At 72.6% G+C, this 13829-nt stretch carries 11 protein-coding genes; 1 reads left to right on the top strand and 10 read right to left on the bottom strand.

What is annotated here, in order from left to right; all coding sequences use genetic code 11:
• Positions 1-17 precede the first annotated feature (17 nt).
• Positions 18-1124 carry a MerR family transcriptional regulator gene (locus ACH4YP_RS20230; RefSeq protein ID WP_398491575.1) on the bottom strand — a complete coding sequence of 369 codons (1107 nt, stop codon included), beginning with the start codon at positions 1122-1124 and terminating at the stop codon, positions 18-20.
• A 178-nt stretch (positions 1125-1302) separates the two neighbouring features.
• Between ACH4YP_RS20230 and ACH4YP_RS20225 the strand changes: the two genes are divergently transcribed.
• The gene (locus ACH4YP_RS20225) at positions 1303-2187 is read left to right on the top strand and encodes a RimK family alpha-L-glutamate ligase (protein WP_398491573.1); all 885 of its coding nucleotides are present in this window, start codon (positions 1303-1305) and stop codon (positions 2185-2187) included.
• A gap of 157 nt (positions 2188-2344) precedes the next feature.
• Here the strand turns inward: ACH4YP_RS20225 and ACH4YP_RS20220 are convergent, their stop codons facing one another.
• From ACH4YP_RS20220 to ACH4YP_RS20180, 9 genes are read right to left on the bottom strand one after another with little or no spacing between them, the layout of a single operon-like run.
• Complete coding sequence (locus ACH4YP_RS20220; RefSeq protein ID WP_361062912.1) at positions 2345-2962, bottom strand: hypothetical protein; 618 nt, start codon at positions 2960-2962, stop codon at positions 2345-2347.
• Positions 2928-3764, bottom strand: a complete 837-nt coding sequence (locus tag ACH4YP_RS20215; protein ID WP_361062910.1) for an FkbM family methyltransferase — start codon at positions 3762-3764, stop codon at positions 2928-2930. The genes ACH4YP_RS20220 and ACH4YP_RS20215 overlap by 35 nt, the downstream gene beginning before the upstream one ends.
• Positions 3761-4069: a Trm112 family protein gene (locus ACH4YP_RS20210; protein WP_398491570.1), complete on the bottom strand. Its 309-nt coding sequence runs from the start codon at positions 4067-4069 to the stop codon at positions 3761-3763. The genes ACH4YP_RS20215 and ACH4YP_RS20210 overlap by 4 nt, the downstream gene beginning before the upstream one ends.
• Positions 3969-5006, bottom strand: a complete 1038-nt coding sequence (locus ACH4YP_RS20205; protein WP_398491568.1) for a hypothetical protein — start codon at positions 5004-5006, stop codon at positions 3969-3971. Before ACH4YP_RS20205 ends, ACH4YP_RS20210 begins: the two co-directional genes overlap by 101 nt.
• Before the next feature lie 3 nt (positions 5007-5009).
• Positions 5010-5765 (bottom strand): class I SAM-dependent methyltransferase, encoded by a 756-nt coding sequence (locus tag ACH4YP_RS20200; RefSeq protein ID WP_398491566.1) that lies wholly within the window; start codon positions 5763-5765, stop codon positions 5010-5012.
• Positions 5762-7084, bottom strand: a complete 1323-nt coding sequence (locus ACH4YP_RS20195; protein ID WP_361062901.1) for a condensation protein — start codon at positions 7082-7084, stop codon at positions 5762-5764. Before ACH4YP_RS20195 ends, ACH4YP_RS20200 begins: the two co-directional genes overlap by 4 nt.
• Positions 7081-11724, bottom strand: a complete 4644-nt coding sequence (locus ACH4YP_RS20190; RefSeq protein WP_398491563.1) for an alpha-(1->3)-arabinofuranosyltransferase family protein — start codon at positions 11722-11724, stop codon at positions 7081-7083. The genes ACH4YP_RS20195 and ACH4YP_RS20190 overlap by 4 nt, the downstream gene beginning before the upstream one ends.
• Positions 11721-12578 (bottom strand): class I SAM-dependent methyltransferase, encoded by an 858-nt coding sequence (locus ACH4YP_RS20185; protein ID WP_398491561.1) that lies wholly within the window; start codon positions 12576-12578, stop codon positions 11721-11723. Before ACH4YP_RS20185 ends, ACH4YP_RS20190 begins: the two co-directional genes overlap by 4 nt.
• Positions 12575-13726 (bottom strand): glycosyltransferase family 4 protein, encoded by a 1152-nt coding sequence (locus tag ACH4YP_RS20180; RefSeq protein ID WP_361062892.1) that lies wholly within the window; start codon positions 13724-13726, stop codon positions 12575-12577. Before ACH4YP_RS20180 ends, ACH4YP_RS20185 begins: the two co-directional genes overlap by 4 nt.
• Positions 13727-13829 lie beyond the last annotated feature (103 nt).

Genomic DNA, 13829 nt, shown 5'->3' with positions numbered 1-13829 from the left:
CAACTCGAAAGAGGCCCCTACTGGGATCCGGCGTTCACGAGGTCCGCCACCACGCAACTCACGTTGTCCGGGCCGCCGGAGTCGTTCGCCGCCCTGACGAGGGCCTGGGCGGCCTCGGCCGGTGAGGGGGCCGCCGTGAGTGTGTCCCTGATGGTGGCTTCGGGTACGACGGCCGACAGTCCGTCCGAGCACAGCAGATAGCGGTCGCCGGCGAGGGCGTCGTGCAGCCGTACGTCGAGGTCCGGGGCGGGCCCGCCGCCGGTCAGGGCCTTCAGGAGCAGGGCGCGCTGGGGATGGGCGGTGGCCTCCTCCGGGGTCAGACGGCCCTCGTCGAGCATCGACTGGACCATCGTGTGGTCGTGGGTGATCCGGAAGAGGCCGCCGTCACGGAGGAGATACGCGCGGGAGTCGCCGATGTGGACCAGGGCCAGTTGGGAGCCGGTCCACACCATCGCGGTGAGGGTGGTGCCGATCTCGGCCGTCGGGCCCGCCACCTCCTGGACGGCCTGGGTGGCGCCCTGGACCGCGTCCTCCAGGAGGTTGAGGACGCTACCGGCGGGGAGCGGCTCGCGGTCCAGGAACTTCAGGGCCTCGACGGCCGCGCTGCTCGCGGGCGCGCCCCCGGACCCGAAACCGTCGGCGACGGCCAGGACGCGGGTGCCCGCGTACGCGGTGTCCTGGTTGGCGGGGCGTACGAGACCGGTGTCGGACAGGGCGGAGTAGCGGAGTTCCAGCATCGTGGTGTCCTTACTCGGATCGCCCGGGTCACCCGGCTTGCCTGGGTTTCCCGGGACGGTTCGTGACAGGTGGTCTACGAGGAAGGCGGCCAGGTCGCGGCGGGTCGCCGTCTCCGACTCGACCCGCGCCCAGAACGCGCGGATCTCCCGTGCCGCTGCCGCCGGGTCCAACGCGCGGACCTCGCGGATCCCGGCCAGCGGCATGCCCAGCCGCCGCAGCCACGCCACCAGGCGTGCCTGCTCCAACTGCTCGGGCGCGTAGTAGCGGTACCCGGTCTCCGGGTCCACCCGCGCGGGGCGCAGCAGCTCCAGCTCGTCGTACAGCCGAAGTGCCTTCGGCGACAGCCGGGACGCCTTCGCGAACGCCCCGATCGTCAGCATCTCCATGCGCACCCCCATGAGCAGCCGGCCGGCCGATCCGTTCGTGGGCCGGCCGTTCCTCGTCTCGCCACCGATGCTGTGGCCTCCCCAAAGGTGAAGGTCAAGCGGCCCGATCCGGTTCCCGGGCCGGTTGTTAGTCTGCGAGCGGGATCACCGGAGCCGACGTACCCATGAGGAGCCCGCCGTGGCACGCACCGCCGCCCGCATCGCACTCGTCACCTGCCGGGAGGTCGCGAAGTCCGGGTACGACCGTGATCTGCCCGTTCTCACGGAGGCGGTGCAGCGGGCCGGGGCGGAAGCCGTCGTCGTGAGCTGGGACGACCCCGACGTCGGGTGGGACGGCTTCGACCTCGCCGTCATCCGCTCCACCTGGGACTACAGCTGGCGTGCCGCCGAGTTCATGGCGTGGGCCGAGCGGTGCGGGGCGCTGACGGCACTGGCGAACCCCGCGGCCGTCGTCCGCTGGAACACCGACAAGCGGTATCTCGGCGACCTCGCAGCCGCCGGGGTGCCCGTCGTCGACACCCGGTACCTCGCCCCCGGCGACCCGGCCGACCTGCCCGCCGACCGCGAGTACGTCGTCAAGCCCACCTCGGGGGCGGGCGCCCGGAACGCCGCCCGCTACACGCCCGAGGACCACGAGAGGGCCGTACGGCACCTGGAGTGGATGCACTCGGTAGGGCTGACCGCGATGGTGCAGCCGTACATGCGGAGCATCGACACGGCGGGCGAACGGGCGCTGCTGTTCTACGGCGGACGCTTCCTCCACGCCATCCGCAAGGGCGCCGTCCTGGAACCCGGCACCGCCTACGACGCGGAGAAGGTCCCGCACCCGAACCTCCGGCCGTGGGAGCCGACCCCCGCCGAACTCGCCGTCGCCGAACAGGCGTTGGCCGCCGTGCCGGACGCCCCCGAACTGCTCTACGCCCGCGTGGACCTGGTCGACGGCGACGACGGGGCGCCCCGCGTCATGGAACTGGAACTCGTCGAGCCCAACCTCTTCCTCTTCCTGCACGAGGCTTCGGTGCCGGTCGTCGCGGAGGCGATCGTCAAGGCCGCCACCCGCTGACAGGGCCCACCGCTGTAGGCCAACGGCTGTGGGCCCACACCTGTAGGCCCACCGCTGTGGGTCTACGGCCGTTGGCCTACGACTGTAGGCAAGCGTTGTGGGTCTACCACTGTGGACCCACAGCCGTTGGCCCACGACTGTAGGCAAGCCCCGTACGTCAGCCCCGCGCCCCCGTGACAGCCATCCGCTGCAGCAGCCCGTACGTGAACTCCGCCACGCAGTCGTGCGGTACGCCCGACGCGTCCGGTGCCGTGAACGCCAGCCCCCACCGCGTCGGCGCCGACCCCTCCAGAGGCCGGGCGGGGGCGAAGGCGCGGGCCGCCTCGTCGACCGTGCAGGACCAGGGGGTCAGGTCCTCCAGGGTGTGCAGGTCGGGGGAGGGGGCGCCCGGTGCGCGGACCAGCCACTCGTTCCAGGCCGCGCCGTTCGGGGCGACCAGGACCTCGAAGCGGAGGCCGGGCCAGAGCGGGACCGGCCACAGGAGGGCCTCGCAGGACAGGTCGCCGAGCTGCCGAGGTGTCACCGACTCCGGTTCGCCCAGGATCGAGCGGTAGCGGGTGACCGCTCCCCGGCCCCGCGGCACATGCCGCATCGCCTGCCAACGGCGGTTGGCCTCGCGCATGTCCGCGATCGAGGCGCCCAGCGCGTGGCGGGCGTCCTCCACGAGGTCCGCGTTGTGGTCGGCCATGCGGCGCAGCAGGACCAGTTGGAAGTCGAGCGGGGTGAACGGGCCGGCGGGCCTATCGGGTCGCTTGGCGGGAGGCATGCGTCCCATCGTGGCGTACGCGTCCGGCGCGGTGCGCGTCGCCCGGGGTGCGGCCCGTCGGGAGGAACAGCACCGAGTTCACGTACCGGACGTATCCCGGGCTCCGGAAGGCCAGCACCCGCCGCAGCAGACCCTGGGAGACCACGTGCGAGGCGTGGGCCTGGTGGGACTCCAGGTCGAAGGACGACAGGGGGAGCCAGGTGTCGTCGGGCAGGACCCAGCCCTTGTAGCCGCGCTCGGTGAGGAACGACACGACCGGCCTGATCGGCTGGATACGGGCCTCCAGTTCGATGAACAGGGCCGGGCGGTCACGCGTGAGGAGGGTGGTCGCGCCGCGCAGTACCGCCAGCTCGTTGCCGTCCACGTCGATCTTGACGAAGCCGACGTCGTGGAGGTTCAGGCTGTCGAGGGTCAGGCAGGGTACGTCCAGGGCGCGGGCGTGGATGTCCCGGCGGACGAGTGAGGAGACGCCCCGGTCGCCCTGGTCGCCGGACGGCAGCCAGAGGCGGGCCGTGCCCCGGCGGTCGCTCGCGGCGGCCCGGACCACCCGGACGTTCCCGGGCGTCGCGGCGGTCAGCAGCCGGGCCAGGTGCGGGACGGGCTCGACCGTCACCACGCGGTGCGCCCGCTGCGACAGACGGCGCGTCCAGGGGCCGTACCAGCCGCCGACGTCCACCGCCGTGCCGCAGCCGGGCGGGCAGAGATCGCCGAGCCGGGCCAGCTCGGGCTCGAAGCGCGGATAGACGAACCGGGCGGCGGCGGCGACCAGCCGCACCGGCACGAAGGGGGCCAGACGGGCTGCCAGGGTCATGAGGTCAACATCCGTTTCAGGAGGTTCTCGTGTTCGTCGTCCGTCACCTGTTCGCCGGAGGACGGGAGGAGCTGCGGGATGCCGTCCACGATCGGATAGCGGCGGCGCAGACGCGGGTTGTAGAGAGCGTCCTCAGTACTTTCCGGACCCTCAGTACTCTCCAGGCCTTCAGTACTCTCCAGGCCTTCAGTACTCTCCAGGCCTTCAGTACTCTCCGGGCCCTCCGTCTCCCTTTCGAGGAGATGCAGCGGCCCCTTGTCCAGCGGGCACGCCAGTATCTTCAGCAACGGGTCGTCGGGGTTCATCAGTGGTCAACTCCCTTGTGGGGGGCGGGGGTTGTGGCTCTTCCGGTGGGTCGTGCTGCGCCGGTGGGTCGTGCTTGGGCATCGCAAGGAGTACGGAGACCGCCAGCGCCGTACCGCCGATGCGCAGTGCCAGCCGCAGCGGATCCTCGGGCAGCGCCTCGCCGAACGCGAGCGTGCCGAGCACCGCGGTGAACAGGCAGGTCACCGTCGTGCAGACGGGCACGATCAGCGAGGCCCGGCAGCGCTGCAGCGCCGCCTGCGACATCACCAGGCCGAACACGCCGGTGAACAGCAGGAGATAGGGGTACGGGGAGCGGAGCAGGCCGACCACCGCACCGCCGAGGCCACTTGAGGTGAGGTAGCTCGACACCCCCTTGATGGCCAGCGAGCTGACCCCGTACAACAGGCCCACCGCCACGCCGTATTCGACGCCCGTGGTCGGCATGCGGTGCCGGTGGCGGGCGCGGCGCTCGGCGGACGCGTACAGCCAGACGCCCAGCGCGAGCGACGGTACGCAGACGAGCAGGATCAGCGGGGCGGGGGCGCTGCGGCTGACCGTGTCGGAGCCCTCCTTGAGGGACAGGACCACCATGAGCAGCGCGACGAGGATCGCCCCGATCGCGTAACGCTCGCGGCCCGAGGTCTCCTCGCCGAGCAGCACCGAGGAGAGCAGGACGAGGATCACCAGGCCGGAGACGAAGATGCCCTGCGCGGCGGCGATCGGCAGCGTGCGGTAGACGACGAGCTGCGCGCCGAAGCCGGACGCCAGGGCGACGGAGCCGCCGATCCACAGCGGACTGCCGAGGACCAGCCGCAGCAGCCGGGCGGGCTGCCGGACGGTCACCTGGGGCATCCCCGCCAACGCCCGCTTCTCCAGCACGAATCCGGTGCTGTACAGCACGTTCGCGAGCAGTGCCGAGGCCACCCCCCACCACATGGTCTACGTCCTTCGCGCGTGCAGGAGCAGGATCGAGGACACCGACGGCACGGCACACGCCAGCCGGTCCAGGGGGCGCATGGGCCGGGGCACGCCGTGGAAGGGCGCACCCTTCAGCCGTACGACCTCGAAGCCCGACGCGGTCACGAACTCCCGCAGCGCGCGGGCCGTGTAGAGCCGCAGATGGCCCACGACCTCCTTGCCGGGGCGGCCGTGGATGCCGCGCAGGCTCACCTCGGAGAAGACGGGCTGGACACCGGCGAGCAGCAGGGCGCGGTTGTACCAGGCGGCCAAGTTCGGTGTGGAGAGCATGAGATGACCTCCCGGGCGGAGGATCCGGCGGATCTCGTCGAGCGCCGCGTCCGGGTCCACGAGGTGTTCGACGACCTCGCTGAACAGGACGGCGTCGGCGGAGGCGGACCTGAACGGCAGCCCGCCGTCGGTGAGTTCGCCGCGCACCGCGTACGGAAGGTGGGCGTGGGCGCGTCTGAGGGCGTCCTGGGACCAGTCGACGCCGACGATGCGGTGGCCGGCCAGCAGCGGCGCCGCCGTGGCGGCCGCGGAGCCGTCGCCGCAGCCGATGTCGAGGACCGTCCGCGCACCGGACGTGGCAGGGCCGAGCGCGTCGGCCAGCATCCGGGCCTGGCGCAGACTACGGGGCGTGCCGGAGGCGACCGGCACGGCCGGGTCCTCGTAGAAGTCCCGCAGCCCGTGCGGTGGTTGGCCGCCGGACGGCCGGCGGGGCGGAGCCGTGGTCATGGGGCACTCTCCGTGACGTGTTCCGTGGCGTGCAGGTAGTGCTCGAAGAGGTCGCGGAGGTGGGAGCCGTCGCCGTGGCCGAGGAGCGTGCGGGACCAGCGCAACGCCACGTGCAGCCGGCCCGCCGTGGACGCCGTCGTGACCGTGAGGCCGCGCGGCATCCGGGCCGGCGCCGAGAACCACACCGCGTGCGCCCGCCCCGCCCCCTCACCGAAGTCGAGGGCGTACGGAATGCGGCCGATGTTGCTCAGCAGCGTGGTCGACGTCCAGGGTCCGGCGGCTCGCCGCAGCCCCCGGGTGAACGCGGCCCGCCACGCCACCGGTACCACCGGTGCCGTCAACAGGGCGGCCCCGTGCCCGAGTTGGGGCCGGGGCAGCGCCTTGAGCGCACGGGTGCGATCCGCCGTGCGGCGCAGCAGGCCCGCCATGTCCGAGGCGTCCAACTCCTCGGGCGCGAAGGGGACTTCGACGAGCCGCGTGCCGTTGCCGATCGGCATGTCGGTGTCACGGGTGCGGTCGTCCACCGGCATCGTGATGCGCAACGGGCGCTGACGGGCGCCGTGTTCGCGGTTCCAGTGGGTGATCATCAGCGCCGTGGTCACCATGAGCTGGTCGTTCACGGTGTACGGGGAGCCCTTGGGCCGGCGCGGGACGCCGAACTCGGCGACGAGCATGCCGTTGCCGGGCGAGGGCTCGGGAGCGCCGTGCGCCACCCGCGCGGGCGGTGCCCAGGTGGAGGGCGCGTCGATCGGGCTCGGCGCCTCGGACGTCGTACGGGTCGGGGGCGCCGCGGGGGAGTTGTCCTGGCCGCCGTACAGCTCGGCGGCGGTGGCGAGGACCCGCAGGCAGGCCGGGCCGTCGAGGGCGGTGTGGTTGATGGTGACGAAGAGGACGGTGTCGTCGGCCTCCGGATCGAGGACGACCTCAAGGCGGATCGGCGGCGAGGCCGACAGCGGCGGGGCGTCCTGGAGGGCCCGGTCGCGGGCGTGCTTCAGGGCGTCCCGGTCCGGCGGCGGGAACAGGACGACCTCCACGTCCGCGTCCGGGGTGAGCTCCCACTCGTACCGCCGCCCGTACCAGGGCCGCCGCGCCTCGCGCATCAGGATGCGGGGATGGCGGTGCAGGGCCCCGGTGAACGCCCTCCGCAGCCGGTCCGGGTCGAGACGGCCCGGCAGATGCACCTCGATGTGGACGGTCTCCGGCTCCTCCTCCTGGAGGCAGTGCCGGGCGACCTCGTCCACGACGGGGAACGGGATGCGGGCGGGCGGCTTCACGGGGCCGTCCGTGCCGTCTCGTGCCGGGTGGTCCAGCGTGGTCATGTGGGTCCGCCTTCCCCCGTCTCCTCGGGCCGTGCCGGCCTGGTGTCCTCGGGCGGTGCCGCCCTGAACTTCGGCTTCCGGAAGCCGAACCGGGTGGTGGGCGGGTCGGGCTCCGGTTGCGCGGACCCCGGCCCGCGGGCGGAGACCGTCGGACCGGACGCCACCCTGGGGGCGGGTGGGGCCTCGGCCTCTCCGGAGGCCGGTCCGGTTGCCTCGGACACGCCAGGCATCCCGTGGTGTGCCTCGGGCGCCGGCGACGATTCGGACGCGCCCGGCCCCGCGCGCTCACCCCGCCGCCGCTGTGGCAGCGGCTCGGTGGGCGCCTCGGTCCCCGGCGCCGGTGGCGGCAGCGCGCCGGCACTGGGAGCACCTGGATATCCCGAGGCGGCGGGAGTACCGGAATACCCGGGAGCAGCGGGCGCACCGGGATACGCGTGAGCGCCCGAAGCCCCGAAGCCCTGACCCCCGCCGGGACCGCCGGGACCGCCGGGTCCGCCGGGTCCGCCGGGACCCCGAGCCCCGTACGAGGCCTCCCCGATCGACACCAACCCGGCGAACAGCCCGATCAGCGCGAGCAGTTGGGCCGTGGGGCCGAACGCCCCCGCGCCCTCGGAGACCGGCTCCCCGGCCCCGGTCGCGGCGGCGATCCCGGCGCCCGCGAGCGCGAGGAACGCGATGGGTACAAGGAGGGCGTGCCGCCGCCACGCGAGCAGCGCCAGCAGCGGCACCAGCAGCGCGAAGAACCCGGCGATCACGATCCCGACCAGGGTCAGCACGACCGTGCCCAGGATCAGACCGGGCGGCGGTGGCACCGGCGAGGGCTCGTCCGTGTTGGGCGAGTTCCGCCGGTACAGCACGAGCCCCGCGAGCAGGAGCACCGCGACACCGCCGCCGATCAGCCCGGCCTCGTACAGCGTGGACGGCTCGTACGAGAGCTTGACCGTGCCACCCGCGCCCGCCGGGACCCGCCAGCCCTGCTGCCAGCCGTCGAGCCGCACCGGGTCGAGCTTCTTGCCGTTGAGCGTGGCCTTCCAGCCGTCGTTGAAGTTCTCGTACGTCGTCAGGTACGAGGCCGCGCCAGAGCCGACGCTCACCTCGCGGCGGTCGCCGAGCCAGTCCCGTATGCCGAGTTCACGGTCGAGCGCGGTGGGTGTGGTGAGCGTGCCGCGGGTCAGCGTGACGTCGGTGACGGCGAGGGGTCCCGCGTCACCGGCCTCGACCCGGTGCGAGCCCGAGCCGAGGGACAACTCGGCGTCGGAGCGCCCATCCTGACAGAGTGTCAGCTCGATGGGCCGCCGCTCGACGAGGTCCCGTACCGTGCCCTTCGCACTGGTCTCGTACAGCTCGTCGTCGACGGCGAGCGTCGGGCCCTCGCCGCAGGGGACGTCGAACGTGCGGTTGGCCCGGGGCTGCGGGGTGCGGTACTGGTCCAGGGCCGGGACGTACGCCTCGGTGAGGCCGACCGGCAGTTGCAGGTCCTCGTCGGCGAGCGGGTTGTGGACGGTCATCGGGGCCGTCTCGGTGATGGTGATGTCGAACCGGTCCGTGGTGATCGGATCGAAGCGGACGACACCGTTCTCGTCGACCCCGGCGATCGTCGAGCCGTCCGGCGAGCTGATGTCGACCTCGGTGGGCCGGGCGGAGAGGCCGCCCGCCGGAGCCAGCACGATCTCGCCCACGGCCTGCTTGCCCGGCCAGCGCAGATGGATGGTCGGGTCGTCCCCGGCGATCCACGCGGTGGTCAGGCTCCCGTCGGTGAGGTTGCGCGGCGAGAGCCCGGTGCCGAGCAGGGCCGTCGAGTCGGCGGTCGCGGTGATCCGGTTCCGCTGCTCGGGCGCGACCCTGTAGAGCAGCGCGTCGAGCTCGTCGCTCGGCACGGGGATCGCGCTCGCCTTCACCTCGTACGTGCCCGCCGACTCCGAGGTCCAGCGGCGGTGCAGCCCCGCCTCCGTGCCCGTCGGCGAGAAGCCGCCCGGGTCGGTGGCGCGGTGCAGCGAGACGACCTCGGCGGCGGCGTCGGTACGCTCGGCGTCCGTCGGGAGCCGCAGCATGCGGGTCACCTGGACGTCGGGGATGGTGATCTCGGAGAAGCCCGCGCCGGACAGGTCGGACTGCCGGGCCGCCGAGTCGACGATGGTGACCTTCAGCCAACTCGTCGCCCCCTCAGGGGCCTTGATGCGCTGGCGCATGCCGTTGGCCTGGAGGGTGCTCGTCTCGGAACCGCGTTCCGTCTCCACGCGCACCCGGGTCGGCGCCGACCGCACACTGTCCTGCGGCAGCGGGGTGACCCGGATCGAGTCGGGGATCTCCGTCTCGTCCGTGAAGCCGATCCGCAGCCACTGCCCGTCCGCCGAACCCGCCGCGCCCTCGGCCCACGCGGTGTTCGGATTGCCGTCGAAGGCGTTCACCGGGTCGTACTGCGGCAGATAGAACATCCAGTTGCCGCTCGACGACGCCGAAACCGAGCGCGCGCCGCGCAGTTCGGCCACCGTCTGGTGCCCGATGCCGTCGGTCGGCAGGATCTGGTGCGGTTTCTCGCCTGCGTCCTGGAAGCTGCCGGAGTGATTGCGCTCGTCACGGGTGTACGTGTACGAGGTGTTGGCGTTGACCAGGCCGAACCGGGTGTCGGCACGCCGCAGTCCGTCGCCCAGCACCTGCAACTCGGGGGTGCCGAGCCCGGGATGGTTGTCGCCGGTCAGCACGGCGGCCCGGTCCCGCATGGCCGGGTCGGCGGACAGCGGCAGCAGCGCCTCGGGCCCGCCGGAGACGACGGCCGTGTCGGCGACCGCCTTCAGCCCGGCCTGGCCGGGCCGCGGCACGTCCGCGCTCGCCGGCTCGTAGATCTCGACGGCCCGCTGCCGCGGGTACAACCCCTCTATCTGTATGGGGGTGTTCTCCGCGATGCGCCCGCCCGTCATCACCGGACCGAGGCCGGTCACCCGCCGGTAGCCCGACTCCTCCAGGGTGCGCTTGACGGTCGTGGTCGGTACGTAGCCGAGCTGGTCGGGGTCGAGATCGTTGCGTACGACGACGTAGTAGAGGCCGGCCCGGCTCAAGTAGTCGGCCAGGCCCGGGACTTCGCCGCCCGTCAGCAGGGACTGCTCGACCGCGTCCATCGCGCGCCGGTTGCCCGCGGTGCCGAACGGCACGTAATCCCGCTGGGCCCAGCGGGAGTCTGCGAGCACGTCGAGGGGCTGGTCGATGGGCGAGCCCCAGGTGTAGATGCCGTGCGCGGTGGCGGGCACGACGAGGGCGCGGGAGTCCGGCGAGTACTTCTCCAGCCAGTTCGCCGTGGACTGCCAGTACTTGGGAAGCTGCTGGAACGAACCCGGTTGCAGGATCGACCCGTTGAGGTAGGGCCAGGCGAGACCGGGGAGTACGAGGACCGCCGCGACCAGGGCCACGTACCGGCGGCCGGGCACGGGACGGGCCCCGCGCGACTGCGAGGCGACGCCGACCAGGTGCATCAGCCCGAAGACGAGTGCGAGGGCCAGCCCCGTCTGGAACTTGTAGATGTTCCGGAAGGGCACGAGCCCGCCGTCCAGCCAGTCCTGGACGACCCCGTGGAAGGGAGCGCCGAACGAACCGCCGTACCCGGCAAGGGTGATGAGCGCGACCGACAGCACGGTCAGGACGAGCCAGCGCCGCTCGGGCAGGTCGCGGCGGGCCAGTCCGGCGAGACCGAGCCCGGCCGCGAGCGCCGACGAGACGATCACGACCACCGAGGCCGCGACCGTCCAGCCGGCCGGCAGCCAGGCCTCGCCGAAGTGCAGATACGCGACCCAGTTCCCGGCGCCGCGCAGAGCCTCCGTCGCCGCCATGGTGTCCGTCGTGGTCTGCGAACTCTCCACGTACGGAAGGAAGTTCTCGCCGTAGATGCCCAGCATCAGCAGCGGGACCACCCACCAGGCGGTCGCCAGGATCACGCCCGGGATCCACCAGGTGATCAGCTTGCGCTGCCGGGGGCCGCGCGGGCGGGAGAGTAGATAGAGGCCAACCGGCAGCAGGGAGGCCAGAGTCGAGGCCGCGTTGACACCGCCCATGAAGGGGATGACCAGCGCCGAGCGCAGAGCGGCGACCCGGGCGCTGTGGCGCTCGTTCGTCAGCGGCAGCAGCACCCACGGCAGGAAGGCGCCGGGGAGCGCGGCGGCGGAGGTCGAGCCGACGACGATCGTGAACACCGGCCACAGCGCGTACGCGACCGCGCCGAGCAGCCGGGACGCGTGACTGCCGATGTCCAGCCGCTCGGCGAGCCGCAGCGCGCCCCAGAAGGCGACCGCCACGATGAGCGACATCCATAGCCGCTCGGCCAGCCACACCGGGAGGTTGATCAGCTCGCACAGCCCGTAGTACGGCAGCATCGGGAAGGCGTAGCCGACGTACTGGTCCGCGATGCCGCCGAAGCCGCCCCGGTCGTGCCAGAGCTGGCCCAGGTCGGACAGGAACTGCCACGGGTCGAGCGCGACGCCGAGCTTGGTGTCGAACGTCTGCCGGCCCGGGTCCACGGCCAGGAACAGCACGAACACCACGGCCCAGAACCCCAGCAGCCACCGCCGCGACCGCGGCCCCTGCGGTGGGCCGGGGTCGGGGGCGAGGGGGCGCGTGGCCGCCGGGGGAGGGGCCTGGACCGTGCTGGTCATGGATACCGCCGGAGAATGAGGAGGAGGTTCCAGGTGGCGAACTCGCGCAGCCCCGGCGCTCTCACGACGGCCTGGGCGAGGAACGGCCAGTAGCGGGAGCGCGCCGAGACGACCGTGACGTCGTCCCGGGCGCGCACCTGCCGCAGGGTGGGTCCGATGTGTACGGCGAAGAGGTTCTCGCCGAGGGTGTGCTTGGCGGGCCCGCCGGTACGACGGCTGTAGCGGGCGCGGGCCCGCTCGGCGCCGAGGTAGTGCCAGGGCGCCCACTCGTGACCGCCCCACGGGGACAGCCAGTTGGTGAACGACACGTAGATCAGCCCGCCGGGTTTCGTGACCCGCACCATCTCGCTGAGGAAGGTCTGCGGATCGGCCACGTGCTCAAGGACGTTGGAGGAGAAGCAGACGTCGGCGGCCGCGTCGGCGAGCGGCAGCAGATAGCCGTCGGCGACGACCGCGCCCTCCGGCGGCCTCGGCCCGAGCTCGCGCATGTCCGGCTCGAAGAGATAGCCGTGCGCGCCGCGCCGCCGGAACTCGTCCGTGAAGTAGCCGCCCCCGCCGCCGATGTCCACGACGGTCCGGCCCTTCACCGGACCGTCGTACGCCTCCACCTGGTCGGCCGCGTCGCGAGCGAGCAGCGAGTAGCAGCCCTCGGGGTCGTCCTGTTCATTGCGGAAGGCGCGGAAGAGGGCGAGGGAACGGCGGAAGGAGGGGTCCTTGAAGCGGGTACCTGTGCCCGGGCCCGTACCTGTACTCGGGTCCGTGCCTGGGCCCGTACCAGTACCAGTACCAGTACCAGTACCAGTACCCGGGCCCGTACCCCATTGTTCCGGCCGGTTCCCCCGGGCGGGCGTCATGGCGTCCAGCTCCTCACCGCCTCCGTCGCCACCGCTCTGAACCGGCGGACCGTGCGGTGCCAGCGGAACTGGGTGGCGCGGTCGCCTGCCGCCTTGCCCATGAGCGTGCGACGGTGGGTGGACAGGGCGAGGGTGCACCAGGCCGCCGCGAACGAGGACTCGCCGCGGGCCAGCAGGCCCGTCTCGCCGTCCACGATCGAGTCGCGCAGACCGGGTACGTCGAAGGCGATGGCCGGGGTCTCGCGGGCCGCCGCCTCCGTCACCACCAGGCCCCACCCCTCGACGGCCGAGGGGTGCAGCAGCAGCCAGGCGGCGCAGAGCAGTTGGTGCTTCTCGGCCTCGGAGACATGACCCCTGAACTCGACGCCGGGGCCCGCGAGTTGTTCGAGCCGCTCCCGTTCGGGACCGTCACCGACGATCACCAGCCGCCCGCCGGTGACCGGGCGGACCCGCTCCCACAGCCGCAGCAGCAGATCGATCCGCTTGTACTCGACGAGCCGCCCCATCGCGAGGAACAGTGGTTCCGGTGATCGCTCGGCGGGCGGGCCGGGCTCCTCGACGCCGTTGTGGACGACTCGGATGCGCTCGCGCTCGACCCCGATGGCACGCAGCGCGTGCGCCGTCGACGGGGAGACGGCGACCAGCAGGTTGTGGCGCTGTGCGCCGGCCAGTGCCCAGTGTTCGAGTCTTCGGCCGAGCCGGGCGGCGGGCGCCAGCGGCCCGTTGAACCGCATCCGCCACAGGTCGGTGTGCACGTGGTTGACCAGGCAGAGGGTCGGCCCGCGGTGCCACAGCGGGGCCAGGTACGGCATGCCGTTGCAGACCTCGACGAGCAGGTCGCAGTCGCCGATCTGGCGCTGGAACGCCGATCTGGCGCGCAGATAGTGGCCGAGGTCGCCGCCCGCCGACACGACACGGTAGTCGCGGTACGCGGCGGGGCCGCCGCACAGCAGGGTGACCTGGTGGCCGAGGTGGGTCAGGCCCTCGGCGAGTCTGTCGACGAGGAGTTCGGAACCGCCCGCGGCTTCGTTGCCGAAGTCACGACGGGCGAGGAAAACGATTCGGCGCGGCTGTGGGGGGAGCGCCGGGGGTCGCTGCGCGGAGCGTGGGAAGGCGGCGCGCAACGACGAAGGCACGTGCTGGGGCATGTGTGCTCCAACTCGTCTCGGGGTGCGGAACCAACGGGAGGGTGGGGTGGGGGGTGAGGTGGGGCTCGGTGTGGTGGTGGCGGTCTCCCGGTGTGGGTCGGTT

Source organism: Streptomyces sp. NPDC020747 (assembly GCF_044334695.1).
Taxonomy (GTDB): Bacteria; Actinomycetota; Actinomycetes; order Streptomycetales; family Streptomycetaceae; genus Streptomyces.
Note: the sequence above shows the minus strand (reverse complement) of the source record. Positions and strands in the feature narration are given on the sequence as shown.